Raw genomic sequence first — 22,316 nt, 5'->3', positions numbered from 1 at the left:
GATGCTGATGCCGCGCAAGCCCCCGAAGGGCTTCCGCAAGCCGCACCACCCGGACCGCAGTGGCGCGTCCAAGGGCGGTAACCGGGTGGTGTTCGGCGAGTTCGGGATCCAGGCTCTCGAGCCGGCCTACGTGACCAACCGCCAGATCGAGTCGGCGCGTATCGCGATGACCCGGCACATCAAGCGTGGTGGCAAGGTCTGGATCACGATCTTCCCGGACCAGGCGCTCACCAAGAAGCCGGCGGAGACCCGGATGGGTTCCGGTAAGGGCTCCCCCGAGTGGTGGGTCGCGAACGTGAAGCCGGGGCGGGTGCTCTTCGAGATGTCCTTCCCCAACGAGCAGATCGCGCGTGAGGCGATGCGTCGCGCGATTCACAAGCTCCCGATGAAGTGCCGGATTGTTACACGCGAAGTGGGTGAATCCTGATGGCAGCGGGCGTTAAGGCCGGCGAGCTGCGTGAGCTCTCCGAGGAGGAGTTGGTCACGAAGCTGCGCGAGGCTAAGGCGGAGCTGTTCAACCTCCGCGTGCAGGCCGCAACCGGGCAGCTGGACAACAACCGGCGGCTGCAGGTCATTCGTCGGGAGATCGCCCGGATCTACACGATCATGCGTGAACGCGAGCTGGGGCTCTCGGCCGCGCCGACTGAGGTGACTGCAGGATGAGCGAGAACACCACCGCGACCACGCGGGCCCGCCGGAAGGTTCGTGAGGGCCTCGTGGTCAGCGACAAGATGGACAAGACCGTTGTCGTCGAGGTCGAGGACCGCGTCAAGCACGGGCTGTACGGCAAGATCATGCGCCGTACCAGCAAGCTGAAGGTCCACGACGAGCAGAACTCGGCCGGCATCGGCGACCGGGTCCTGATCATGGAGACCCGGCCGTTGTCTGCCACCAAGCGGTGGCGGCTCGTGGAGATCCTCGAGAAGGCCAAGTAGCGAAGGCTCGAGCTCGGCCGGTTCCGGTCGGGCGCAGGTTCCGCCAGGCTCCGGCCGCCGCGGTGCGGCCGGAGAACCGGCAGACATAGGAGATAGACGTGATTCAGCAGGAGTCGCGACTGCGCGTCGCCGACAACACGGGTGCCCGGGAGATCCTGTGCATCCGGGTGCTCGGTGGCTCCGGTCGGCGCTACGCGAGCATCGGCGACGTCATCGTGGCCACCGTCAAGGACGCGATCCCGGGCGCCGGTGTCAAGAAGGGCGATGTCGTGAAGGCGGTCGTCGTTCGTACCGCCAAGGAGAAGCGGCGGCCGGACGGCTCGTACATCCGCTTCGACGAGAACGCCGCCGTCATCATCAAGGACGGCGGGGATCCGCGTGGTACCCGTATCTTCGGCCCGGTTGGCCGGGAGCTGCGGGACAAGCGGTTCATGAAGATTATTTCTCTCGCGCCGGAGGTGTTGTGACCGTGAAGGTCAAGAAGGGCGACACGGTCGTCGTCATCGCCGGCAAGGACAAGGGCGCCAAGGGTAAGGTCATCTCGGCCTACCCGCGGCAGGACAAGGTCCTGGTCGAGGGCGTGAACCGGGTCAAGAAGCACACCCGCATCAGCACCACTCAGCGTGGCGCGAAGACCGGTGGCATCGTCACCCAGGAGGCTCCGATCCACGTCTCGAACGTGATGGTCTTGGACTCCGACGGCAAGCCGACCCGGGTCGGCTACCGGATCGACGACAACGGCCAGAAGGTCCGCATCGCGCGTAGCACCGGTAAGGACCTGTGATGACCACGGCTACCGAAACCAAGACCATGCCGCGCCTCAAGGAGCGGTACCGTAACGAGATCGTGGGCCAGCTGCGGGAGCAGTACAAGTACGGCAACCCGATGCAGGTGCCGGGCCTGGTCAAGATTGTCGTCAACATGGGCGTCGGCGAGGCCGCTCGGGACGCCAAGTTGATCGACGGTGCGGTCCGCGATCTGGCCACCATCACCGGCCAGAAGCCGCAGGTTAGGCGGGCCACCAAGTCCATCGCGCAGTTTAAGCTGCGGGAGGGGATGCCGATCGGCGCGAAGGTCACGCTGCGCGGCGACCGGATGTGGGAGTTCCTGGACCGGCTGCTCTCCATCGCGCTGCCGCGTATCCGTGACTTCCGCGGTCTCGACGGGCGCAAGCTCGACGGGAACGGTAACTACACGTTCGGTCTGACCGAGCAGTCGGTGTTCCACGAGATCGACCAGGACAAGATCGATCGCCAGCGGGGCATGGACATTACGGTGGTCACCACCGCCACGACCGACGATGAGGGCCGGGCGCTGCTCAAGTTCCTGGGCTTCCCGTTCAAGGAGAACTGAGATGGCCAAGAAGGCGCTGATCCTCAAGGCGGCCGCGAAGCCGAAGTTCTCGGTTCGCGCGTACACCCGCTGCCAGCGGTGCGGGCGTCCGAAGGCGGTCTACCGCAAGTTCGGTCTCTGCCGGGTCTGCATCCGGGAGATGGCCCACCGCGGTGAGCTGCCCGGCGTGTCCAAGGCTTCCTGGTAATAGCCCGGCGCGCTCCGCGCGTCAGCTGCACTGTCTCTTCGCCGTAGGCCCGGGATCACCCGGGAACCCCGGCGAGAAAGGTTGACGAGTTTAATGACGATGACCGACCCGATCGCAGACATGCTTACGCGTCTGCGTAACGCCAACCAGGCGTACCACGACCGGGTGACGATGCCCTACTCGAAGATCAAGGCGAATATCGCCGAGGTCCTCAAGTCCGAGGGATACATCAGCACCTGGTTGGTCGAGGAGCCCGAGGAGAGCGCCGTCGGCAAGCGACTGGTCGTCGAGCTGAAGTACGGCCAGAACCGCGAGCGGAGCCTGGCCGGCATCAAGCGCGTGTCCAAGCCCGGCCTCCGGGTGTACGCCAAGTCGGGTGAGCTTCCGCGGGTGCTCGGCGGCCTTGGCGTGGCGATCATTTCGACGTCCCAGGGGCTGCTCACCGATCGGCAGGCCCGCAAGCGGAGCGTTGGCGGGGAAGTCCTCGCCTTCGTCTGGTAACGGGAGACAGGTAGAAATGTCGCGTATTGGACGTAAGTCGATCCCGGTGCCAGCCGGCGTTGACGTCACGATCGCCGGCCAGACCGTCACGGTCAAGGGCCCCAAGGGCGAACTCTCGCACACCATCGCCGAGCCGATCACGATCGAGCAGGCGGAGGACGGGCAGCTGAACGTGGCTCGCCCGAACGACGAGCGCAAGGCCAAGGAGCTGCACGGACTGAGCCGTACTCTGGTCGCCAACATGATCGTCGGCGTGACCGAGGGGTACCGGAAGAGTCTGGAGATCGCGGGCACCGGTTACCGGGTGACCGCGAAGGGCAAGGACCTCGAGTTCGCGCTCGGGTTCTCGCACCCGGTCACCGTGGTGCCGCCGGAGGGCATCACCTTCTCGGTGGAGAGGCCGACGCTGTTCCACGTGGCCGGCATCAACAAGCAGCTGGTCGGTGAGGTCGCCGCGAACATCCGGAAGATCCGTCCGCCGGAGCCCTACAAGGGCAAGGGCGTGAAGTACCAGGGTGAAGTGATCCGCCGTAAGGCCGGAAAGGCAGGTAAGAAGTGAGCGCCACGCTGCTCAAGCGTCGCCGCGGTGTCGCCGCCAAGCGCGCCGTCGGGCGGGCGCGCCGGCACTTCCGGGTCCGCCGGCAGGTCAGTGGGACGCCTGCGCGTCCCCGCCTGGTGGTCACCCGTTCGCTGCGGCACATCGTCGCCCAGATCGTGGACGACACCAAGGGTCACACCCTGGTGTCGGCCTCGACCCTGGATGCCTCGCTGCGGGGCACCGAGGGCGACAAGAGTGTTCTGGCCGGCAAGGTCGGCGTCCTGCTCGCCGAGCGGGCGAAGGCCGCTGGTATCGCCAAGGTCGTCTTCGACCGCGGTGGCAACCGGTACGCGGGGCGGGTCGCCGCGCTAGCCGACGCCGCCCGCGAAGCCGGGCTCGAGTTCTGACAAACCCCGTCACGAGAGAGAAGGAAGGCTGCTGATGCCAGGTCAACAGCGCCGTGGCGGCGGGTCCGGTGGCAACGAGGGTGGTCGCCGCGACAACCGCCGTGAGGGCGGCCGCGGAAACGCGCCCGTCGAGAAGACCCCGCACCTTGAGCGGGTCGTCGCAATCAACCGCGTCGCAAAGGTCGTGAAGGGTGGTCGTCGCTTCAGCTTCACCGCCCTGGTGATCGTGGGCGACGGCGACGGCACCGTCGGTGTGGGCTATGGAAAGGCCAAGGAGGTGCCCGCGGCGATCGCCAAGGGTGTCGAGGAGGCCAAGAAGCACTTCTTCAAGGTGCCGCGGATCGGTCAGTCCATCCCGCACCCGGTGCAGGGCGAGGACGCCGCTGGTGTCGTGTTGCTGAAGCCCGCTTCGGCCGGTACCGGTGTCATCGCCGGTGGCCCGGTCCGTGCCGTGCTGGAGTGCGCCGGCGTTCACGATGTGCTCTCGAAGAGCCTCGGGTCGTCCAACCCGATCAACATCGTGCACGCCACGTTGGCGGCGCTGAAGGGGCTTGAGTCCCCCGAGGCCGTCGCGTCCCGGCGGGGCCTGCCGGTTGAGGACGTCGCGCCGGCGGCCATGCTGGCGTCGCGGGCGGAGGTGGCGTCCTGATGGCTCGCCTGAAGGTCACCCAGGTCCGGTCCGAGATTGGGACCAAGCAGAACCAGCGGGACTCGCTGCGTTCGCTCGGGCTCAAGCGGATCAACGACGTGGTGGTCAAGGAAGACCGTCCGGAGATTCGCGGCATGATCTTCACGGTCAACCACCTCGTGAAGGTCGAGGAGGTCGAGTAATGACGATCAAGGTCCACCACCTGCGTCCGGCGCCGGGCGCCAAGGTCGCCAAGACCCGGGTGGGTCGTGGTGAGGGCTCCAAGGGCAAGACCGCCGGTCGCGGTACCAAGGGGTCCAAGGCCCGGAAGAACATCTCGGCAGCGTTCGAGGGTGGGCAGATGCCTATCCACATGCGATTGCCGAAGATGAAGGGCTTCAAGAACAAGTTCAAGGTGACCTTCCAGGTCGTCAACCTGGAGCGGCTCGCCGAGCTGTTCCCGAACGGTGGCCAGGTTGGCCCGGCCGAGCTGGTTGATGCCGGTGCGGTCCGCAAGGGGCAGCCGATCAAGGTCCTCGGGACCGGTGACCTCGGCGGCGTGACCCTCCAGGTCTCGGCGCAGGCGTTCAGCGCGTCGGCCAAGGAGAAGATCACTGCTGCCGGCGGTTCGATCACCGAGCTGTAAGAGTTCTGCGGCGTGGGCATGGTCGGGAAACCGACCATGCCCACGCCGCGACTCTTTGGCCGTCGTAATGGGGCGTGGGCTGGGTTCGTGGGAAACGTGAAGCATCCTGAACCGGCCGCGGTGTGGTCGGCTGATTGAATGACCAGAGAGTGGCGCCGCGTTTGGTAATGCCGACCGCGACCGCTTTCGGTTTTGTTTCCCGAAAGAGTGAGACCGTCGTCTTGTGACCCGCGTTCGCTACGGCTGCGGTAGCGTCGGGAAATGTGGCCGCGTTGGGCGCGGTAGAATTGATTCGAATTGACCGACGGGTCCGGGAAACTCTGTTTACAGGTGCTGCCGCGTTACCACCCGGCGGACTCGAAGCCCCGATGTGTTAATGGTCAGCGATACCACTTTCGTGTTCGGGTGGCATACCTGATGTGGACTTCACCGACCACGGTGGAGGTGTGGCTGAGGTCCGGATGGGCTGGGCGAGTGCCAGCGTGACGGCCGTAGCGAGATCGAGGCCGAGTCTGAGACCCAAAACCGAGATCAGGGGATCGCGGTCGGGCCGGGGTGCATGGGAGTCGCCCCAGAGTCGTTAGCTATAGTTGCCAACAATTCTGCACGCTAGCGTACGGGTGGTGCCGGGGTCAATAGAAGATTATAGGCTCGATAAATCGGTGCGTCGCTCTCTGGTGGCCGGATGGGCGCGTAAGCTGCTCCGGGCCCCGATGTGGGAGGCCGTGGAGGTTCGCTCCCTCGTCTGTCAGCTTCGTATGCCGCGACCTGACGGAACAAGACATGTAGGCACCCAGTGGTGTGGTGTTGGGCAAGCCTGTTAGGGTGTGACTTCGGCGTCGTCTAGGTCGCCAGTCTGATGGTGCCCGTGTTGGCGAAAGGCCACGCGGCCTTCGCGCAGGAGGAAGAACTTGCTGTCTGCCTTTCTCAGTGCGTTCCGTACGCCTGACCTGCGCAAGAAGCTGCTGTTCACGATCGGCATCATTGCGATCTACCGCCTCGGTGCCGCGCTACCCAGCCCCGGTGTGTCGTACACCAACGTGCAGAAGTGCATCGACGCGACGCAGGGCAGCACCGGCGTACTGAACCTGCTCAACCTCTTCTCTGGTGGGGCGTTGCTCCAGCTCTCGGTCTTCGCGCTGGGCATCATGCCCTACATCACCGCGTCGATCATCCTGCAGCTGTTGACGGTGGTGATCCCCCGACTGGAGCAGCTCCGCAAGGAGGGTCAGGCCGGCCAGGCGAAGATCACGCAGTACACCCGCTACCTGACCCTTGGGCTCGGCGTGCTGCAGGCGTCGGCCTTCGTGGCGCTGGCCCGTTCCGGGCAGCTCTTCAACAACCAGTGCGACCAGTTCCCGATCATCCCGGAAGATACCGGCGTCCCGAACTGGCTGACCCTGAGCATCCTGGTCATGACGATGACCGCGGGCACCGGTGTGGTGATGTGGCTCGGCGAGCTGATCACTGGCCGCGGTGTCGGTAACGGCATGTCAGTGCTGATCTTCACCTCGATCGCGGCGCGGCTCCCCGCCGAGGGCTGGACGATCAAGGAGAGCCAGGGCTGGGCCAAGTTCCTGCTCGTCATCGCCCTGGTGCTGGTCATCATCACCGCGGTTACCTTCATCGAGCAGTCGCAGCGCCGGATCCCGGTGCAGTACGCCAAGCGCATGATCGGCCGGCGGATGTACGGCGGCACGTCCACCTACATCCCGTTGAAGGTGAACCAGGCTGGTGTTATCCCGGTCATCTTCGGTTCGTCGCTGCTCTACCTGCCGCAGCTGGCCCTGCAGTTCTTCGACCAGAACAACCCGGGCCGGACCCAGGTGTGGATTCAGAACAACCTGGTCGACCCGACCAGCCCGATCTACATCGTGGTCTACTTCCTGCTGATCATCTTCTTCACGTACTTCTACGTCTCGATCACCTTCAACCCGACCGAGGTCGCGGACAACATGAAGAAGTACGGCGGTTTCGTTCCGGGCATCCGTCCGGGCAAGCCGACCGCCGACTACCTGGACTTCATCCTCAGTCGGATCACCCTGCCGGGCGCGCTCTACTTGGCCGTCGTCTCGATCCTGCCGAACTTCTTCTTCATCTGGCTCGACCGCCAGCAGTACCTGAACTTCCCGTTCGGTGGTACCGCAGTTCTGATCATGGTTGGTGTCGGTCTCGAGACCACCAAGCAGATCGAGAGCCAACTGATGCAGCGGAACTACGAAGGGTTCCTGCGGTAGATGAGACTCGTTCTGGTTGGCCCGCCGGGTGCGGGCAAGGGCACGCAGGCAGAGTTCGTCGCCGCGCACCTTGCGGTGCCGAAGATCTCGACCGGGGATATCTTCCGGTCCAACGTCTCGCAGGGTACGCCTCTCGGGGTTCAGGCCAAGCGATTCATGGACGCCGGCGAGTTGGTGCCGGATGAGGTGACCATCAGCATGGTCCGGGACCGGCTCGCCGAACCGGACGCCGGTGCGGGGTTCCTTCTCGACGGTTTCCCGCGGACCACGCCACAGGCGGCCGCGCTGGACAAGCTCCTCGTTGACCTGGGCGCCGCGCTGGACCTGGTGCTCGAACTGGTGGTTGACGACGACGAGGTTATTCGGCGGCTCTCCGGCCGTCGTACCTGCCGGGGCTGCGGCAAGGTCTGGCACGTCGAGTTCGACGCCCCCAGTCAGGAGGGGCGCTGCGACCGGTGTGGGGCTGAGCTGTTCCAGCGGGACGACGACAAGCCGCAGACCATTGCCACCCGGTTGCGGGAGTACACGGACAAGACCGCGCCGCTGGTGGACTACTACGGTGCCCAGAGCAAACTCGTGGGCATCGACGCCACCGGCCCGGTCGAGGATGTCACCGTTCGGGCAATCGACGCTCTGCGGTCCTACGGCGGCTGAGTCCCAGCCCTGCGGATAGAGCCCCGGTAGCGGGGTACGTGGCGGCGTGCCCGCTGCTCGGTGAGAAAGGTTTGCCCCGATGCGTCGTCCCCAGTTGGATATCCAGCTGAAGACCGCTGACCAGATCGCGAAGATGCGCGCCGCCGGGCTGGTGGTGGCGGAGGCGTTGCGCCGGATGCGGGAGGCGGTGGCTCCCGGTGTCAGCACCGCGGAGCTGGACGCGATCGCCGAGTCGACGATCCGGGCGGCGGGGGCAACCCCGTCCTTCCAGGGCTACCACGGCTTCCCCGCCTCGATCTGCGCATCGGTCAACGAGCAGGTGGTGCACGGTATTCCGGCCCCCACCCAGGTGCTCCGGGACGGAGACATCATCTCCGTCGACTGCGGTGCGGTGCTGGACGGTTGGCACGGGGACGCAGCCATCACCGTCGCGGTGGGCGACGTGGATCCGGCGTTGCTGAGGATGGCCGCGGTCGCCGAGGACGCGATGTGGGCCGGCATCGCCGCGGCCGCCCGCGGCGCCGTCAGCGGCAGGGGACGGCTTACCGACATCTCCCACGCCGTCGAGACGGCGGTCCGCAAGGGCGGGCGGTACGGCATCGTTGACGGGTATGGCGGTCACGGAATCGGCACCGAGATGCACCAGGATCCGCATGTGCTCAACTATGGCCGTCCGGGTAAGGGCCCCCGGTTGGTGCCGGGGATGGCGCTGGCCATCGAGCCGATGATCACCCTGGGCTCGCCGCGGACGGCAGAGCTGGCCGATGGCTGGACGGTCGTGACGCGGGACGGCTCTCGGGCGGTGCACGTGGAGCACAGCATGGCACTGTTGCCGGATGGGGTGTGGGTGCTCACCGCGGTCGACGGCGGGCGGGAGCGTCTCGGTGACCTGGTGACCGCCCAACAACCAGCGGTTACCGGCTGAGGCCCGAGGAGACCAACCGGCTGGGGCCCGCGAGCAGCCCGGGTCCGCGAGCAGCCCGGGTCCGCGAGCAGCCCGGCGTCAGGTCGGGAGCAGCGGGGCGTCCGCCCGGGACGGCCCCGCGAGTAGTGCGAGGTCAGCTCGGGAACGGCGGCTTCGCCGGGGCCCTGGCGGGCGCTGACTGTGCCGCCGGTGTGGGATTCGGCTGGCGCGTTGACCGCAGGCCAGCCGGGCGGCTGGTCCGGCTGGCGCCGGCCGTCGGACCCGCCGGCTTGGGATAGTGCCAACGCCGGCCGGTGGTGGGCCCGGCGGTGGGGCCGGCCACCCGACCGGTGCCGGACCCTGGCCGGTGCCGGACCTGGCCGGTGCTGGACCCGGCCGTCCCCTAGCCGGTCCGGGCCCGTGCCGGCCTGGGCCTCCGGTGGGGCCGGACGGGTTGGTGCGGCCCGCGCCCCAGCACTCCGACGGGCGGCGCTGACCGTCCGATCGTCCGGTTCGGTGAGGTCAACTGCCCGGTCGGGTGGTCGGTTTGGCGACGGCGTACGGGCCGGCGTACACTTTCTGATCGGCGCACAGCGTCCACTCCGGCATGCCCGCCCGCGCTTCGGCGGGTGCTGGAGCCGCGGCTGGCGCGGGTCACCTGATTTCGATCAGTCATCCCGTGAAAGGCGTTGTGGGCCGTCCGGAGCAACCGACGTCAGGACAGCGGAGGACATGCCGAAAAAAGACGGAGCCATCGAGATCGAGGGCCGGGTCATTGAGCCCCTGCCGAACGCCATGTTCCGGGTGGAGCTCGCGAACGGGCACAAGGTGCTGGCTCACATCAGCGGCAAGATGCGGCAGCACTACATCCGTATCCTGCCGGAGGACCGGGTCGTCGTCGAACTTTCGCCGTACGACCTGACCCGAGGGCGCATCGTCTACCGCTACAAGTAAGCCTGACGGCGGCCGGGTGAATCCCGTGTCCGTCTTCGTCGCCCGGAGCCGCGCCCGCCGCGTCGCCGGGCCAGATCGGAAGTAAGGCAACCGTGAAGGTCAAGCCGAGCGTCAAGCGGATCTGCAACAAGTGCCGGGTGATCCGCCGGCACGGCCGGGTCATGGTCATCTGCGCCGACCCGCGCCACAAGCAGCGTCAGGGCTGACTGTTCAGCCGGTCGTGACACCGCGACCGGTTGACACCGGCCCAGCCGCAGATTCGTCACAACACAGCACATGCTCGTTCCAGCCGCAGGAGTGCGCAGCGCGTACCTCGTCGTGGTTAACCCCCGGTCGGAGGCCGGGGCCCGCTCGGGCAGCGACCAAACCGGTCGCCGACGTCGATATCGGCGTCGGAGAACGGGGATGGTCGGTAGCGGGATGGGACGGGACCACACCTCCGCCAGAAAACACGAGGAGTACGCCCGCACATGGCACGGCTAGTCGGCGTGGATCTCCCCCGCGAGAAGCGGTTGGAGATCGCGCTCACCTACATCTTCGGCGTGGGTCGTACCCGCGCCCTGGAGACGCTCGCCGCCACCGGCATCTCGCCGGACAAGCGCGCCCGGGACCTCACGGACGAGGAGCTCGTGCAGCTCCGCGACCACATCGAGGCCAACTACAAGGTCGAGGGTGACCTGCGCCGCGAGGTCGCCGCGGACATCCGTCGCAAGGTCGAGATCGGCTGCTACGCCGGTATCCGGCACCGCCGGGGCCTACCGGTTCGTGGTCAGCGGACGCGGACCAACGCCCGCAGCCGCAAGGGCCCGAAGCGGACCGTCGCCGGTAAGAAGAAGCCCGGCAGGAAGTAATAGGAGCGCAGAAGACTTATGCCACCGAAGGCTCGTGCCGGAGCCGCCGTCAAGAAGGTCCGGCGCAAGGAACGCAAGAACGTCGCCCACGGCCAGGCGCACATCAAGAGCACCTTCAACAACACCATCGTGTCCGTCACGGACCCGACCGGTGCGGTCATCTCCTGGGCCTCCGCCGGCCAGGTTGGCTTCAAGGGCTCCCGCAAGTCGACTCCGTTCGCCGCGCAGCTGGCCGCCGAGGCCGCCGCGCGTCGCGCGATGGAGCACGGCATGCGCAAGGTCGACGTGTTCGTCAAGGGCCCCGGCTCCGGCCGGGAGACCGCCATCCGTTCGCTGCAGGCCGTCGGCCTGGAGGTCGGTCAGATCTCCGACGTGACCCCGCAGCCGCACAACGGGTGCCGTCCGCCGAAGCGTCGCCGGGTCTGAGAGGTAGGAAGAGATGGCTCGTTACACCGGTGCTGACTGCCGCCGTTGCCGGCGGGAGAAGATGAAGCTGTTCCTCAAGGGCAGCAAGTGCGATGGCCCGAAGTGCCCGTTCGAGTCCCGGCCGTTCCCGCCCGGACAGCACGGCCGTGGTCGCACGAAGGAGACGGAGTACCTGCTCCAGCACCGCGAGAAGCAGAAGGCCCGCCGGGTTTACGGCGTGCTGGAGAAGCAGTTCCGCGGTTACTACGACGAGGCCGTGGCGAAGCAGGCCAAGACCGGTGAGGTCCTCCTGCAGATCCTTGAGTCGCGGCTGGACAACGTGGTCTACCGGGCCGGCTACGCCAAGTCCCGGGACATGGCCCGGCAGCTGGTCAAGCACGGTCACTTCACGGTGAACGGCAAGAAGGTCGACATCCCGTCGTACCGCGTCAAGGAGCACGACATCATCGAGGTCCGGGGCAAGAGCAAGGAGCTCACCCCGTTCCTGGTGGCGCAGGCCGAGGCCGGCTCCAAGAGCGTGCCGGCGTGGCTGGAGGCCATTCCGAGTCAGATGAAGGTGCTCGTGCACTCGCTCCCGAGCCGTCAGGTGATCGACACCCAGGTCCAGGAGCAGCTGATCGTCGAGCTCTACTCCAAGTAGGTGCTCGGGTGGTGGTCCGCCCCCGCGCGGGGGCGGACCACCACAACGGTGTGTGTCGTGGGCGTCATATGGCGGGCGCCCCGGAAGAAAAGAGAAGAGATGCTCATCTCCCAGCGGCCCTCGCTCTCCGAGGAGTCGATCAACGAGACCCGGTCCCGGTTCACCATTGAGCCGCTGGAGCCCGGCTTCGGCTACACCCTGGGCAACTCGCTGCGCCGGACGCTGCTGTCGTCCATCCCCGGCGCGGCGGTGACCTCGATCAAGATCGATGGTGTGCTGCACGAGTTCACCACGATCCCCGGGGTCAAGGAGGATGTGGTCGAGCTCGTCATGAACATCAAGGAGCTCTGCGTCAGCTCCGAGCATGACGAGCCGGTCAGCATGTACCTGCGTAAGCAGGGCCCGGGTGACGTGACCGCGGGTGACATCCAGCCCCCGGCTGGCGTCTCGGTGCACAACCCGGACCTGAAGCTCGCCACCCTCAACGGCAAGGGCCGGCTCGACATGGAGCTGACCGTCGAGCGGGGCCGTGGCTACGTCACCGCGGCGCAGAACAAGCAGGCGGGTGCCGAGATCGGTCGGATCCCGGTAGACTCGATCTACTCGCCGGTGCTGCGGGTCACCTACCGGGTCGAGGCGACCCGGGTCGAGCAGCGGACCGACTTCGATCGGCTGATCATCGACGTCGAGTCGAAGCCGTCGATGGGGCCCCGCACGGCCCTGGCCTCGGCCGGTTCCACGCTGGTCGAGCTCTTCGGCCTGGCCCGGGAGCTGGACGAGACCGCAGAGGGCATCGACATCGGGCCGTCCCCGCAGGACGCCCAGCTGGCAGCGGACCTGGCGCTGCCGATCGAGGAGCTGGACCTCACCGTCCGCTCCTACAACTGCCTCAAGCGCGAGGGCATCAACACCGTTGGTGAGCTCATCGGGCGTACCGAGGCTGACCTCCTCGACATCCGTAACTTCGGCCAGAAGTCGATCGACGAGGTCAAGATGAAGCTCGCCGGGATGGGCTTGGGGCTGAAGGACTCGGCTCCGAACTTCGACCCGGCGAACGTCGTGGACGCCTTCGGTGAGGCCGACTACGACACCGAGGACTACCGCGAGACTGAGCAGCTGTAAGCGCGGCTGAGGATTGACGAGGAGCACCGAGAATGCCCACGCCCACCAAGGGTGCCCGCCTCGGCGGCAGCCCGGCGCACGAGCGGTTGATGCTGGCCAACCTGGCCATGTCGCTGTTCCAGCACGGCAAGATTCAGACCACCGAGACCAAGGCCCGGCGGCTGCGCCCGCTCGCGGAGCAGTTGATCACCAAGGCGAAGCGCGGTGACCTGGCCGCCCGGCGTCGGGTGCTCGGGGTCGTCAAGGACAAGGACGTGGTCTACACCCTGTTCGACCAGATCGCGCCCCGGTACGCCAACCGCAACGGTGGCTACACCCGGATCGTGAAGACCGGTCCGCGTAAGGGTGACGCCGCCCCGATGGCGATCATCGAGCTGGTCGAGGAGCTGGCGGTCGCGCAGCCGAAGGCGAACAAGAAGACCGCCGCCCGCAAGGCCGCGCAGCAGGACAAGGTCGAGGCGCTCGCCCCGGCCGCGGAGGCCCCGGCGCCGACCAGCGGCGACCAGGACGCCGAGGCGCCCGTCTCGGTCTCGGGGGACACCGCTGCGGCCCGTGCAGACAGCGACCTCGCTGTCGAGGAGAACAACGAGCAGAACAACGAGCAGAACAAGGCCTGATCGGCCAGGCTCCCGTCGGGCCCGACACCCATCCGGGTGTCGGGCCCGACGCGCGGAAGGGGACACGAGTGCAGGAGCGCACCCGGGTACGGCTGGATGTCTCGTACGACGGAACCGACTTCTCCGGCTGGGCGGTCCAGCCGCAGCGGCGTACGGTCGCTGGTGCCCTCGTGGCCGCGCTTGACCTGGTGCTCGGTGCCGGCGCGGCGACCGGGCTGACCGTCGCCGGCCGGACCGACGCCGGCGTGCACGCCACCGGGCAGGTCTGCCACGTCGACCTGCGGACCGATCTGTGGCACCAGCATGAGACCACCCTGCTGCGGCGGCTGGCCCGGCTGCTCCCCGCCGACGTCCGGGTACGGGCGATGACGGGCGCGCCGGCCGAATTCGACGCCCGCTTCTCGGCGACCTTCCGGCGGTACGAGTACCGGGTCACGGACGTGCCCTGGGGGGCCGAGCCGTTGCGGCGCCACGACACCCTGGCCTGGCCGAGCCGGCTCGACCTGGCGGCGCTGAACACGGCCGCCGACGGGCTGGTGGGGGAGCACGACTTCGCCGCGTACTGCCGGCGGAAGGAGAACGCGACGACGCTGCGGGAGGTGACCCGGCTGGACTGGCGGAGTGCCCCGGACGGGATTCTCGTGGCGACCGTGCAGGCTGACGCCTTCTGCCAGGCGATGGTGCGCAGTCTGGTCGGTGCGATGCTGGCCGTCGGGGATGGCCGCCGCCCCGCTGACTGGCCGGCCGGGCTGCTCGCCCGTCGGGAGCGCGCCAGCGAGGTGAACGTCGCCCCGGCACACGGCTTGACCCTGGTCGAGGTGGGCTACCCGGACGACCCCGCCGAGTACGGCCGGCGGGCCACCCGGACCCGCCGGTTGCGGGTGCCGCCGCCGGCCTGGGGCGGGGCGTCGGCGGGGCCGGTGCGAGAATCATCGGTGTGACCGGCGACCACTACTTCACTGCTGAACCGGCGACCGCCGCCCAACCCCGGGAGGTGGTCTTCTCCGCGGCCGGCCGCGACTACACCCTGGCCTCCGCCGGCGGTGTCTTCTCCGCCGGGCGACTCGACCCGGGTACGGCGGTGTTGCTGCGGAAGGCCGAGCTACCGGAACCGGAGAGCACCGGTCACCTGCTCGACCTCGGTTGCGGCTTCGGACCGATCACCTGTGTGCTCGCCACCTCGGTGCCGTCGGCCACCGTCTGGGCCGTGGATGTCAACGAGCGGGCTCGGGAGCTGACCACGGCCAACGCCGCGCGGGTCGGGGCGGCGGCCCGGGTCCGGGTTTCCCCGCCGGACGCGGTGCCAGCGGCGGTGACGTTCGATCAGATCTGGTCGAATCCGCCGATCCGGATCGGCAAGCACGAGCTGCACCAGCTCCTGCTGCGCTGGCTGCCCCGGCTGGCGCCGGGCGGGGTGGCCTGGCTGGTTGTCGCCCGGCACCTTGGTGGTGACTCGTTACACCGCTGGCTGTCCGAGCGGGGCTGGCAGGTGGCGCGGCCGGCGAGCCAGAAGGGCTACCGGGTGCTGCGGGTGACCCGGTAACCGGGTTGGTCCGGTAGCGCGCGCTGGTCCGGTAAAACGGGTTGGCCCGGCCGGGTCGGCCCGGCAGGATGCCAACGTGGGTTACGTGGATGTGGCAGCCGTTGGGCACTGGCTGCCCGACGGGCGGCAGCTCTTCGGCGATGTGTCGTTCCGGGTCGCGGACGGGGCCAAGATCGCCCTGGTCGGGCCGAACGGCGCGGGCAAGACGACGCTGCTGCGTATGGTCGCCGGCGACCTGCCGGTGCAGCGCGGCGTGGTCACCCGGGCCGGCGGGCTGGGCGTGATGCGTCAGTTCATCGGGATGATCGGCGACGAGTCAACCCTCGCCGACCTGGCCCTATCCCTCGCCCCGCCCCGGCTACGCGAGGCGGGTGAGCGGGTCGCCGGAACGGAGTCGGCGATGCGGGCGGCTGAGGTGCGTGGCAAGTACAGCACCGCCGCCGGCAAAGCCCAACTCGCGTACGCGGACGCGCTCGCCGCCTGGGGGGAGGCGGGCGGGTACGACGCGGAGGTGCTCTTCGACACGGTGACCACGATCGTGCTCGACCTGCCGTGGGATACGGCGCGGCACCGTCCGGTCCGGACGCTCTCGGGCGGCCAGCAGAAGCGCTTCGCCCTGGAGTTGCTCCTGCGTGGTCCGGAAGAGGTGCTCCTGCTCGACGAGCCGGACAACTTCCTCGACGTGCCCGGGAAGCGCTGGTTGGAGGCGCGGCTGCGGGAGTCCGGCAAGTCGGTGCTGTACGTCTCGCACGACCGGGAACTGCTGGCCCGCACCGCGGACCGGGTGGTGGCGGTCGAGGGTGGTGGCGCGTGGGTACACCCGGGTGGCTTCGCCAGCTGGCACGAGGCCCGCGTCGCCCGGCACGACCGTCTCGACGAGCAGCGTCGGCGGTGGGACGAGGAACACCAGAAGCTGCGGGAACTGGTGCTGATGTACAAGCAGAAGGCCGCGTACAACTCGGGTATGGCCTCCCGCTACCAGGCCGCCCAGACCCGGTTGCGGAAGTTCGAGGAGGCCGGGCCGCCGCCCGTACCCCCGAAGGAGCAGGACATCCGGATGCGGCTGGCCGGCGGCCGCACCGGCAAGCGTGCCCTGAGCTGCGAGCAGGTGGCGCTCGACGGCCTGACCTACCCCTTTGACCTGGAGCTCTGGTATGGCGACCGGCTCGCCGTGCTCGGTGCCAACGGGACCGGGAAGTCGCACTTCCTCCGCCTGATCGCCCGGGGCGGAACCGACCCCGATCCGGTGAATCTGCCGGTTGACGGCGGCGCGGGACTCGCACCCGTCGGGCATGACGGGGCGGCCCGCCTCGGTGCCCGGGTCCGGCCCGGCCACTTCTCCCAGACCCACGACCGGCCGGAGCTGATGGAGCGGACGCTGGTCGACATCCTCTGGCGGGGCGACGAGCACCGCGCCGGAATGGATCGACATTCGGCGATGGCGGCGCTGTCCCGGTACGAGCTGGCCGGGCAGGGGGACCAGCGGTTCGGCACTCTCTCCGGCGGCCAGCAGGCTCGGTTCCTGGTGCTGCTGCTGGAGCTGTCCGGGGCGACCCTGCTGCTGCTTGACGAGCCGACGGACAACCTGGACCTGGCCTCGGCCGAGGCGCTCGAAGCGGGGTTGGCCGCGTTCGCGGGGACGGTGGTGGCGGTGACCCATGATCGATGGTTCACCCGTTCCTTCGATCGATTCTTGCTGTTCCAAGGGGACGGCGAGGTGGTGGAGGTCGCCGAGCCGGTCTGGGAGGTGGCCTGAGCGCGGGCGGCATAGGGTGGATTTCGTGACTGAGATGACGTACCGCCGGTTGGGCGACTCCGGGCTCGTGGTGTCCGCGGTCGGCGTCGGCTGCAACAACTTTGGCCGCCGGGTCGACCTGGACGGGACCCGGGCGGTGGTGGCGGCCGCCCTCGACTCCGGGATCAACTTCTTCGACACCGCCGACATCTATGGTGCTCCGCCGGGTGGCTCCGAGGAACTCCTCGGCCAGGTGTTCAAGGGGCGCCGGGACGATGTGGTGATCGCCACCAAGTTCGGCATGGACATGGACGGCCACAACGGGCCGGACTACGGCGCCCGCGGTGCCCGGCGCTATGTGATGCGGGCGGTGGAGGCTTCGCTGCGGCGGCTGCAGACCGACCACATTGACCTGTACCAGCTGCACCAGCCGGACCCGGGCACTCCGATCGACGAGACGCTCGCCGCACTGGACGATCTGGTCACCGCCGGCAAGGTGCGGTACCTGGGCAACTCCAACTTCGACGGCTGGCAGATCGCCGACGCGGACTGGACCGCCAGCTCGCGCGGGTCGACCCGGTTCATCTCCGCCCAGAACCACTACTCGTTGCTCGAACGGGGCGTCGAGGCCGAGGTTGTCCCGGCGTGTGCGCGGTTCGGGCTGGGCCTGCTGCCCTTCTTTCCCCTCGCCAACGGACTGCTCACCGGCAAGTACCAGCGCGGCGCGGCGGCGCCGTCGGGCACTCGCCTCGCCGGTGGCGGCCGGTACGCGGCCCGGCTGGCCGCCGCCGAGTGGGACACCATCGAGGCGCTCGAGGCATACGCGGCCGAGCGCGGGCTCAGCCTGCTTCAGGTCGCCATCGGCGGGCTCGCCGCCCAGCCCGCGGTGGCCTCGGTGATCGCCGGTGCCACCAAGCCTGACCAGGTGCGGGCCAACGCGGCGGCGGGCTCCTGGTCACCCGATGCCGACGATCTGGCCGCCCTGCGGGCGGTACTCGACAGCTAGCGAGGGGAGAATCTCGGCCTCCCATCGTCTCGACGGTGGGAGGCCGATTCGTGTCCGGTCCGGCTCCGGCAGCGGCCGGTCCGCACACCCGCGTCGAGGACGCCGTCTTGGCAGCCACACGGCGCCTGCCGTACGGTGGTGGGTAGGAACCCACGGGAGCCCGGTAAACCGGGCTGAGAGGGGGGCTGAGAGCCCCCGACCGTTGAACCTGATCCGGATAGTGCCGGCGCAGGGAGGAGAGTTGCCGTGTCGTCCCTTGGGCGTCTACATCTGATTACCGACACTCGACCTGGGCACAACCCGCTCACCGTGGTGCGGGCCGCCCTGGCGGTGGCTCGCGCCGAACTGGTCGTCCAGGTCCGCGTGACCGACGACGCGACCGACCGGCAGGCGTACGACCTGGCCCGCCAGGTGACCGCGCTCTGCGCCCCGTACGGTGCGACCTGCCTGGTGAATGACCGGCTACACGTGGCTCTGGCGGTTGGTGCTGCCGGTGGGCACGTGGGCGTCGAGGACCTGCCGGTCGGGGCGGCCCGCGTGGTGCTCGGCTCCGCCGCTGTCCTCGGCGCCACCGCCCGGTACGCGGACACCGCCGTCGAGGCGGTCGCCGCCGGGGCCAGCTACCTCGGGGTCGGGCCGGTCCGCCCCAGCACCTCAAAGGACGGCCTGCCGCCCCCGATCGGCGTGGCGGGGGTACGAGCGGTTTCCGCCGCGGTCAGCGTGCCGGTGATCGCCATCGGGGCGGTGACCGCGGCGGACGTGCCCGCCCTGCGGGCCGCGGGCGCGTACGGAGTGGCGGTGATCGGCGCGCTCTCGCGCGCCGCCGACCCTGCCCGGACCACCACCGAACTGATGGCGGCACTGACATGGTGAGCAGACTCCCCGGCACCCCCCGGGGCGGCAACCGGAACTCGCTGTCCACCCCCGACGTCGCGGTGGTCGGGGCCGGGCCGATCGGCTTGGCCATCGCCTGGCGGTGCGCGGCCCACGGGCTGCGGGTCGTCGTACACGACCCGGATCCCGGCTCGGGTGCGGTGCACGCCGCGGCGGGGATGCTCGCGCCCGTCGCCGAGGCGTACTTCGGGGAGCACGAGCTGACCGGACTGCTCACCGAGTCGGCGGCGCGCTGGCCGGCGTTCGCCGCCGAGCTGGCCGCCGCCTCCGGCACCGACGTCGGCTACCGCAGCGAGGGCACCCTGATGGTCGGGCTCACCACCGACGATCTCGCGGTGGCCCGCCGGCTCTGGGCGTACCAGCAGGGGCTGGGGCTGCCGGTCACCCCACTGCGCCCCTCCGAGCTTCGAGACCGGGAGCCGGCGCTGTCACCCCGGCTGCGGGGTGGCGCCTACGCCGGCACCGATCACCAGGTGGACCCGCGGCGGCTGGTGTCGGCGTTGCGCACCGCCACCGAGCGGGCCGGGGGAGTGCTGGTGCCGACGCCGGTCCAGCGGTTGACCGAGGTGACCGCGGGGACCACGGTGGTCGCGGCCGGCTGCGGCTCCGCCGCGCTGACCGGGTTGCCGGTCCGCCCGGTCAAGGGCCAGGTGCTTCGGCTCCGTGCTCCCGGTGCGCCGGGCTTCCAGCACGTGATCCGGGGCTTCGCCGACGGGGAGCAGGTCTATCTCGTCCCGCGGCCGGACGGGGAGGTCGTGGTCGGGGCGACCTCGGAGGAGCGCACCGACACCATGGTGACCAGCGGTGCGGTGTTGCGGTTACTCCGGGCCGCCACCGAACTGGTACCCGAGGTGGCTGAGTACGAGCTGGTCGAGGCGGTCGCCGGGCTCCGTCCGGGCAGCCCCGACAACGCGCCGATCCTTGGCCCGCTCCCGGGCCGGCCGGGGGTGCTCGCCGCGACCGGGCACCACCGGCACGGGGTGGTGCTCACCCCGGTGACCGCCGACCTGATCGCCGACCTGATCACCACCGGTACGCCGGATCCGCTACTCGCCGCCTTCACCCCGGAGCGCCTCGGTCCGGGGCTGTCCCGTCCACCCGCCACCGCTGACCCGGCGTGCGGATCCGCCGTGTCCCGGCCGACCCCACTGGAGGAGTCGTGGAACTGATGGTGAACGGCCTTGGGCGCAGCCTGCCCACCGGCTCCACGCTCGCGGACCTGGTCCGAGCGGTGACCGAACAGGAGCGTGGTCTGGCGGTCGCCGTCAACGGCGAGGTCGTGCCCCGGGGCGGCTGGCCGGTCACCCTGCTGTGCGAGGGCGACCGGGTCGAGGTGCTCAGCGCCGCGCAGGGCGGGTGAGCGGGGTGACCTTCGAACTGGGTGGGGTACCGATCCCGTCGCGACTGGTCCTCGGCACCGGCGGGGCCGCCAACCTCACCGTCCTGGAAGAGGCGATCCGAGCCTCCGGCACCGGACTGGTCACGGTGGCGCTGCGCCGGGTGGACACCACCGGGGGCCCTTCGGGTGGCCTACTGGACCTGGTCGACCGGTGCGGGGTCCGGCTGCTGCCCAACACCGCTGGCTGCTACACGGCGGGTGAGGCGGTGAAGGTGGCCCAGCTGGCCCGGGAGGCGTTCGAGACCGACTGGGTGAAGCTTGAGGTGATCGGCGACGAACGTACTCTGCTGCCCGACGGCGTGGAGCTGTTGCGGGCCGCGGAGGAGTTGGTCGCCGACGGGTTCACCGTGCTGCCGTACACCTCGGACGACCCGATTCTGGCGCGTCGGCTCGCCGATGTCGGCTGCGCGGCGGTGATGCCGGCGGGTTCTCCGATCGGGTCGGGGCTCGGGGTGTCGAACCCGCACCACATCCGGCTCATCCGGCAGAGCGTGGCGGTGCCGGTGATCCTGGACGCGGGGATCGGCACCGCCTCCGATGCGGCGCTCGCCATGGAACTGGGCTGCGACGCGGTGCTGCTGGCCAGCGCGGTGACCCGGGCCGCCGATCCGGTGGCGATGGCGACAGCGATGCGGTACGCGGTCGAATCCGGCCGGCTCGCGTACCAGGCGGGCCGGATACCGCGCCGCTTCCACGCCCTCGCCTCGACTCCGGACGATGGGCGGCCGGAGCTGTGACCGGGCTTACCGGCCTGGTGGTGCTCACCGATCGCTGGGTGGCCCGGCGACCGCTCGTCGAGGTTGTCGCCGCGGCGGTGGCCGGCGGTACGCGCTGGGTGGTGCTGCGGGAGCGGGACCTTCCCCGGGCCGAGCGCGTCGCCCTCGCCGATGACCTGCGTCAGGTCCTCACCCCGGTCGGCGGTACGTTGGTCGTTGCCGGCCCGGACCCGCTCGGCGGCGACGCGGTGCACCTGCCGGCGGCTGGTCCGTACCCGCCGCCGCGACTCGGGCTGATCGGCCGTTCCTGCCACGACGAGGCGGAACTGGGCCGGCTCACGGTTGAGGACTATGCCACTCTCTCCCCCGTCTATCCGACGCCGACGAAGCCCGGCTACGGCCCACCGCTGCTTCCGTCCGGGTTGGCAGGCTTGATCAAGGCCAGTCCAGTCCCGGTGGTGGCGCTGGGCGGGATCGAGACGTCCGGGCAGGTGCGCGACTGTGTGCGGGCGGGAGCCGCCGGGGTGGCGGTCCTGGGTGCGATCATGCGGGCCGAGGACCCGGGCGCCGTAGCCGCCGCCCTTCAGGGAGCCTTCGACGCCGTCGCCCGGGTAGGCATGCGATGACACCCCGTACCGTCCTCACCATCGCTGGCTCGGACTCCGGCGGGGGTGCCGGCATCCAGGCCGACCTGAAGGTCTTCGCGGCGCTGGGGGCGTACGGCACCAGCGTCGTCACCTCCGTCACCGCGCAGAATACCTGCGGTGTTGATGCCGTGCTGTCGTTGCCCCCGCAGACCGTCACCGACCAACTGGAGAGCGTGCTCACCGACTTCACGGTGCGGGCGGTGAAGACCGGCACGCTCGGTAGCCCGGCGATCGCCGACGCGGTCGCTGTTGCGGCGGGGGAGGGCCGACTGCCGCACCTCGTCGTCGACCCGGTGCTGGTGTCGACCAGTGGACGTCGGCTGGGAACGGTCGCGGCGGTGGAGCGGTTGCTGCCGTTCGCCCGGGTGGCGACGCCGAATCGGGCGGAGGCCGCGGCCCTCACCGGCGGCCGGGTGGAGACGGTCGAGGAGATGGTCGTCGCCGCGAAGGCACTGGCCGCCGGCGGACCGGAGTATGTCGTGGTCACCGGCGGGGACACCGACGGTGAGGAAGCGGCGGTGGACGTGCTCCACGGCGAGGACGGCACCATCCAGTTCCGCGCGGCCCGGGTGTCGACCCGGCACAACCACGGCACCGGGTGCTCGTTCTCGGCGGCCGTCGCCGGCCGGCTGGCGTTCGGTGATTCGGTGCCGACAGCCGTCGCGGCGGCCAAGGAATATGTGACCCGGGCGCTGATCGGCGCTCGGGGCTGGGAGTTGGGCGCGGGACGCGGACCACTCGATCACTTCAGCTGGTCCGTCTGACCTATAGGGAGG

At 69.3% G+C, this 22,316-nt stretch carries 33 protein-coding genes and 1 riboswitch; all 33 genes read left to right on the top strand.

The genetic code is table 11. The features are described 5' to 3' along the window. The first annotated feature begins 1 nt into the window (after nucleotide 1). Nucleotides 2-427, top strand: a complete 426-nt coding sequence (rplP, locus tag T398_RS06160) for a 50S ribosomal protein L16 (protein ID WP_007465292.1) — start codon at nucleotides 2-4, stop codon at nucleotides 425-427. After that, on the top strand, nucleotides 427-663 hold the full coding sequence (gene rpmC / locus T398_RS06155; protein ID WP_016813717.1) for a 50S ribosomal protein L29: 237 nt from the start codon (nucleotides 427-429) through the stop codon (nucleotides 661-663). The genes rplP and rpmC overlap by 1 nt, the downstream gene beginning before the upstream one ends. Then, nucleotides 660-935: a 30S ribosomal protein S17 gene (rpsQ, locus tag T398_RS06150; protein WP_012015117.1), complete on the top strand. Its 276-nt coding sequence runs from the start codon at nucleotides 660-662 to the stop codon at nucleotides 933-935. The genes rpmC and rpsQ overlap by 4 nt, the downstream gene beginning before the upstream one ends. Before the next feature lie 98 nt (nucleotides 936-1,033). Then, entirely contained in the window at nucleotides 1,034-1,402 is a 369-nt protein-coding gene (gene rplN, locus T398_RS06145) for a 50S ribosomal protein L14 (RefSeq protein ID WP_007073026.1), read from the top strand. Next, nucleotides 1,399-1,719, top strand: a complete 321-nt coding sequence (gene rplX, locus T398_RS06140) for a 50S ribosomal protein L24 (RefSeq protein ID WP_496445397.1) — start codon at nucleotides 1,399-1,401, stop codon at nucleotides 1,717-1,719. Before rplN ends, rplX begins: the two co-directional genes overlap by 4 nt. Then, nucleotides 1,719-2,288 (top strand): 50S ribosomal protein L5, encoded by a 570-nt coding sequence (gene rplE, locus T398_RS06135; protein WP_012184318.1) that lies wholly within the window; start codon nucleotides 1,719-1,721, stop codon nucleotides 2,286-2,288. Before rplX ends, rplE begins: the two co-directional genes overlap by 1 nt. A gap of 1 nt (nucleotide 2,289) precedes the next feature. After that, nucleotides 2,290-2,475 carry a type Z 30S ribosomal protein S14 gene (locus T398_RS06130; protein ID WP_007073023.1) on the top strand — a complete coding sequence of 62 codons (186 nt, stop codon included), beginning with the start codon at nucleotides 2,290-2,292 and terminating at the stop codon, nucleotides 2,473-2,475. Between the two features lie 93 nt (nucleotides 2,476-2,568). Then, entirely contained in the window at nucleotides 2,569-2,976 is a 408-nt protein-coding gene (gene rpsH, locus T398_RS06125) for a 30S ribosomal protein S8 (RefSeq protein ID WP_018217053.1), read from the top strand. Nucleotides 2,977-2,992: 16 nt separating this feature from the next. Beyond that, nucleotides 2,993-3,535 (top strand): 50S ribosomal protein L6, encoded by a 543-nt coding sequence (rplF, locus tag T398_RS06120; protein WP_496445396.1) that lies wholly within the window; start codon nucleotides 2,993-2,995, stop codon nucleotides 3,533-3,535. Further along, a complete protein-coding gene (rplR, locus tag T398_RS06115; protein WP_018217051.1) occupies nucleotides 3,532-3,921 on the top strand; it encodes a 50S ribosomal protein L18 in 390 nt (129 codons plus the stop codon). Before rplF ends, rplR begins: the two co-directional genes overlap by 4 nt. 34 nt (nucleotides 3,922-3,955) lie before the next feature. Beyond that, nucleotides 3,956-4,570 carry a 30S ribosomal protein S5 gene (gene rpsE / locus T398_RS06110; RefSeq protein ID WP_496445395.1) on the top strand — a complete coding sequence of 205 codons (615 nt, stop codon included), beginning with the start codon at nucleotides 3,956-3,958 and terminating at the stop codon, nucleotides 4,568-4,570. Continuing rightward, the gene (gene rpmD, locus T398_RS06105; RefSeq protein ID WP_012015110.1) at nucleotides 4,570-4,752 is read left to right on the top strand and encodes a 50S ribosomal protein L30; all 183 of its coding nucleotides are present in this window, start codon (nucleotides 4,570-4,572) and stop codon (nucleotides 4,750-4,752) included. Before rpsE ends, rpmD begins: the two co-directional genes overlap by 1 nt. After that, nucleotides 4,752-5,195 (top strand): 50S ribosomal protein L15, encoded by a 444-nt coding sequence (rplO, locus tag T398_RS06100; protein ID WP_018217048.1) that lies wholly within the window; start codon nucleotides 4,752-4,754, stop codon nucleotides 5,193-5,195. The genes rpmD and rplO overlap by 1 nt, the downstream gene beginning before the upstream one ends. A 911-nt stretch (nucleotides 5,196-6,106) precedes the next feature. Continuing rightward, entirely contained in the window at nucleotides 6,107-7,432 is a 1,326-nt protein-coding gene (gene secY / locus T398_RS06095) for a preprotein translocase subunit SecY (RefSeq protein WP_496445394.1), read from the top strand. Then, nucleotides 7,433-8,086 carry an adenylate kinase gene (locus T398_RS06090; RefSeq protein ID WP_496445393.1) on the top strand — a complete coding sequence of 218 codons (654 nt, stop codon included), beginning with the start codon at nucleotides 7,433-7,435 and terminating at the stop codon, nucleotides 8,084-8,086. Nucleotides 8,087-8,165: 79 nt separating this feature from the next. After that, on the top strand, nucleotides 8,166-9,011 hold the full coding sequence (gene map / locus T398_RS06085) for a type I methionyl aminopeptidase (RefSeq protein WP_496445392.1): 846 nt from the start codon (nucleotides 8,166-8,168) through the stop codon (nucleotides 9,009-9,011). 711 nt (nucleotides 9,012-9,722) lie between these two features. Continuing rightward, on the top strand, nucleotides 9,723-9,944 hold the full coding sequence (gene infA / locus T398_RS06080; RefSeq protein ID WP_007073013.1) for a translation initiation factor IF-1: 222 nt from the start codon (nucleotides 9,723-9,725) through the stop codon (nucleotides 9,942-9,944). Nucleotides 9,945-10,036: 92 nt separating this feature from the next. Beyond that, entirely contained in the window at nucleotides 10,037-10,150 is a 114-nt protein-coding gene (gene rpmJ, locus T398_RS06075; protein ID WP_012015104.1) for a 50S ribosomal protein L36, read from the top strand. Nucleotides 10,151-10,414: 264 nt separating this feature from the next. Next, a complete protein-coding gene (gene rpsM, locus T398_RS06070; RefSeq protein WP_018222593.1) occupies nucleotides 10,415-10,795 on the top strand; it encodes a 30S ribosomal protein S13 in 381 nt (126 codons plus the stop codon). Between the two features lie 18 nt (nucleotides 10,796-10,813). Next, nucleotides 10,814-11,221: a 30S ribosomal protein S11 gene (rpsK, locus tag T398_RS06065; RefSeq protein ID WP_012015102.1), complete on the top strand. Its 408-nt coding sequence runs from the start codon at nucleotides 10,814-10,816 to the stop codon at nucleotides 11,219-11,221. Between the two features lie 13 nt (nucleotides 11,222-11,234). Then, nucleotides 11,235-11,861, top strand: coding sequence for a 30S ribosomal protein S4 (rpsD, locus tag T398_RS06060; RefSeq protein ID WP_018222594.1), 627 nt, complete (start codon nucleotides 11,235-11,237; stop codon nucleotides 11,859-11,861). Between the two features lie 99 nt (nucleotides 11,862-11,960). Next, nucleotides 11,961-12,983: a DNA-directed RNA polymerase subunit alpha gene (locus T398_RS06055; protein ID WP_018217041.1), complete on the top strand. Its 1,023-nt coding sequence runs from the start codon at nucleotides 11,961-11,963 to the stop codon at nucleotides 12,981-12,983. Nucleotides 12,984-13,015: 32 nt separating this feature from the next. After that, entirely contained in the window at nucleotides 13,016-13,600 is a 585-nt protein-coding gene (gene rplQ / locus T398_RS06050) for a 50S ribosomal protein L17 (RefSeq protein WP_496445391.1), read from the top strand. A gap of 68 nt (nucleotides 13,601-13,668) precedes the next feature. Then, the gene (gene truA, locus T398_RS06045; protein ID WP_496445390.1) at nucleotides 13,669-14,541 is read left to right on the top strand and encodes a tRNA pseudouridine(38-40) synthase TruA; all 873 of its coding nucleotides are present in this window, start codon (nucleotides 13,669-13,671) and stop codon (nucleotides 14,539-14,541) included. Then, nucleotides 14,538-15,143, top strand: a complete 606-nt coding sequence (locus T398_RS06040; protein ID WP_496445389.1) for a class I SAM-dependent methyltransferase — start codon at nucleotides 14,538-14,540, stop codon at nucleotides 15,141-15,143. Before truA ends, T398_RS06040 begins: the two co-directional genes overlap by 4 nt. A gap of 76 nt (nucleotides 15,144-15,219) precedes the next feature. Beyond that, entirely contained in the window at nucleotides 15,220-16,899 is a 1,680-nt protein-coding gene (locus T398_RS06035; protein ID WP_496445387.1) for an ATP-binding cassette domain-containing protein, read from the top strand. Between the two features lie 16 nt (nucleotides 16,900-16,915). Further along, nucleotides 16,916-17,884, top strand: coding sequence for an aldo/keto reductase (locus tag T398_RS06030; RefSeq protein WP_496445384.1), 969 nt, complete (start codon nucleotides 16,916-16,918; stop codon nucleotides 17,882-17,884). A gap of 142 nt (nucleotides 17,885-18,026) precedes the next feature. Beyond that, nucleotides 18,027-18,136, top strand: a riboswitch (TPP riboswitch). Continuing rightward, nucleotides 18,131-18,757 (top strand): thiamine phosphate synthase, encoded by a 627-nt coding sequence (locus T398_RS06025; RefSeq protein WP_496445382.1) that lies wholly within the window; start codon nucleotides 18,131-18,133, stop codon nucleotides 18,755-18,757. Its footprint overlaps the riboswitch before it by 6 nt. Further along, the gene (gene thiO / locus T398_RS06020) at nucleotides 18,751-19,947 is read left to right on the top strand and encodes a glycine oxidase ThiO (protein WP_496445380.1); all 1,197 of its coding nucleotides are present in this window, start codon (nucleotides 18,751-18,753) and stop codon (nucleotides 19,945-19,947) included. Before T398_RS06025 ends, thiO begins: the two co-directional genes overlap by 7 nt. Then, entirely contained in the window at nucleotides 19,938-20,138 is a 201-nt protein-coding gene (gene thiS, locus T398_RS06015; protein WP_018222602.1) for a sulfur carrier protein ThiS, read from the top strand. Before thiO ends, thiS begins: the two co-directional genes overlap by 10 nt. Further along, a complete protein-coding gene (locus T398_RS06010) occupies nucleotides 20,135-20,914 on the top strand; it encodes a thiazole synthase (RefSeq protein WP_180197472.1) in 780 nt (259 codons plus the stop codon). The genes thiS and T398_RS06010 overlap by 4 nt, the downstream gene beginning before the upstream one ends. Continuing rightward, entirely contained in the window at nucleotides 20,911-21,519 is a 609-nt protein-coding gene (locus T398_RS06005) for a thiamine phosphate synthase (protein WP_496445377.1), read from the top strand. The genes T398_RS06010 and T398_RS06005 overlap by 4 nt, the downstream gene beginning before the upstream one ends. Beyond that, nucleotides 21,516-22,304 carry a bifunctional hydroxymethylpyrimidine kinase/phosphomethylpyrimidine kinase gene (thiD, locus tag T398_RS06000; protein WP_496445375.1) on the top strand — a complete coding sequence of 263 codons (789 nt, stop codon included), beginning with the start codon at nucleotides 21,516-21,518 and terminating at the stop codon, nucleotides 22,302-22,304. Before T398_RS06005 ends, thiD begins: the two co-directional genes overlap by 4 nt. The last annotated feature ends 12 nt before the right edge of the window (nucleotides 22,305-22,316 follow it).

Source organism: Salinispora goodfellowii (assembly GCF_059570675.1).
The sequence above is the reverse complement of the archived record's forward strand: the minus strand, read 5'-3'. Positions and strand labels throughout refer to the sequence as shown.

What these genes read in the sequence shown, in the direction of transcription:
- rplP (WP_007465292.1), top strand. Translation starts at nt 2, where the DNA reads ATGCTGATGCCGCGCAAGCCCCCGAAGGGCTTCCGCAAGCCGCACCAC.
- rpmC (WP_016813717.1), top strand. Translation starts at nt 427, where the DNA reads ATGGCAGCGGGCGTTAAGGCCGGCGAGCTGCGTGAGCTCTCCGAGGAG.
- rpsQ (WP_012015117.1), top strand. Translation starts at nt 660, where the DNA reads ATGAGCGAGAACACCACCGCGACCACGCGGGCCCGCCGGAAGGTTCGT.
- rplE (WP_012184318.1), top strand. Translation starts at nt 1,719, where the DNA reads ATGACCACGGCTACCGAAACCAAGACCATGCCGCGCCTCAAGGAGCGG.
- T398_RS06130 (WP_007073023.1), top strand. Translation starts at nt 2,290, where the DNA reads ATGGCCAAGAAGGCGCTGATCCTCAAGGCGGCCGCGAAGCCGAAGTTC.
- rpsH (WP_018217053.1), top strand. Translation starts at nt 2,569, where the DNA reads ATGACGATGACCGACCCGATCGCAGACATGCTTACGCGTCTGCGTAAC.
- rplF (WP_496445396.1), top strand. Translation starts at nt 2,993, where the DNA reads ATGTCGCGTATTGGACGTAAGTCGATCCCGGTGCCAGCCGGCGTTGAC.
- rpsE (WP_496445395.1), top strand. Translation starts at nt 3,956, where the DNA reads ATGCCAGGTCAACAGCGCCGTGGCGGCGGGTCCGGTGGCAACGAGGGT.
- rpmD (WP_012015110.1), top strand. Translation starts at nt 4,570, where the DNA reads ATGGCTCGCCTGAAGGTCACCCAGGTCCGGTCCGAGATTGGGACCAAG.
- rplO (WP_018217048.1), top strand. Translation starts at nt 4,752, where the DNA reads ATGACGATCAAGGTCCACCACCTGCGTCCGGCGCCGGGCGCCAAGGTC.
- T398_RS06090 (WP_496445393.1), top strand. Translation starts at nt 7,433, where the DNA reads ATGAGACTCGTTCTGGTTGGCCCGCCGGGTGCGGGCAAGGGCACGCAG.
- map (WP_496445392.1), top strand. Translation starts at nt 8,166, where the DNA reads ATGCGTCGTCCCCAGTTGGATATCCAGCTGAAGACCGCTGACCAGATC.
- infA (WP_007073013.1), top strand. Translation starts at nt 9,723, where the DNA reads ATGCCGAAAAAAGACGGAGCCATCGAGATCGAGGGCCGGGTCATTGAG.
- rpsM (WP_018222593.1), top strand. Translation starts at nt 10,415, where the DNA reads ATGGCACGGCTAGTCGGCGTGGATCTCCCCCGCGAGAAGCGGTTGGAG.
- rpsK (WP_012015102.1), top strand. Translation starts at nt 10,814, where the DNA reads ATGCCACCGAAGGCTCGTGCCGGAGCCGCCGTCAAGAAGGTCCGGCGC.
- rpsD (WP_018222594.1), top strand. Translation starts at nt 11,235, where the DNA reads ATGGCTCGTTACACCGGTGCTGACTGCCGCCGTTGCCGGCGGGAGAAG.
- T398_RS06055 (WP_018217041.1), top strand. Translation starts at nt 11,961, where the DNA reads ATGCTCATCTCCCAGCGGCCCTCGCTCTCCGAGGAGTCGATCAACGAG.
- rplQ (WP_496445391.1), top strand. Translation starts at nt 13,016, where the DNA reads ATGCCCACGCCCACCAAGGGTGCCCGCCTCGGCGGCAGCCCGGCGCAC.
- thiO (WP_496445380.1), top strand. Translation starts at nt 18,751, where the DNA reads ATGGTGAGCAGACTCCCCGGCACCCCCCGGGGCGGCAACCGGAACTCG.
- thiD (WP_496445375.1), top strand. Translation starts at nt 21,516, where the DNA reads ATGACACCCCGTACCGTCCTCACCATCGCTGGCTCGGACTCCGGCGGG.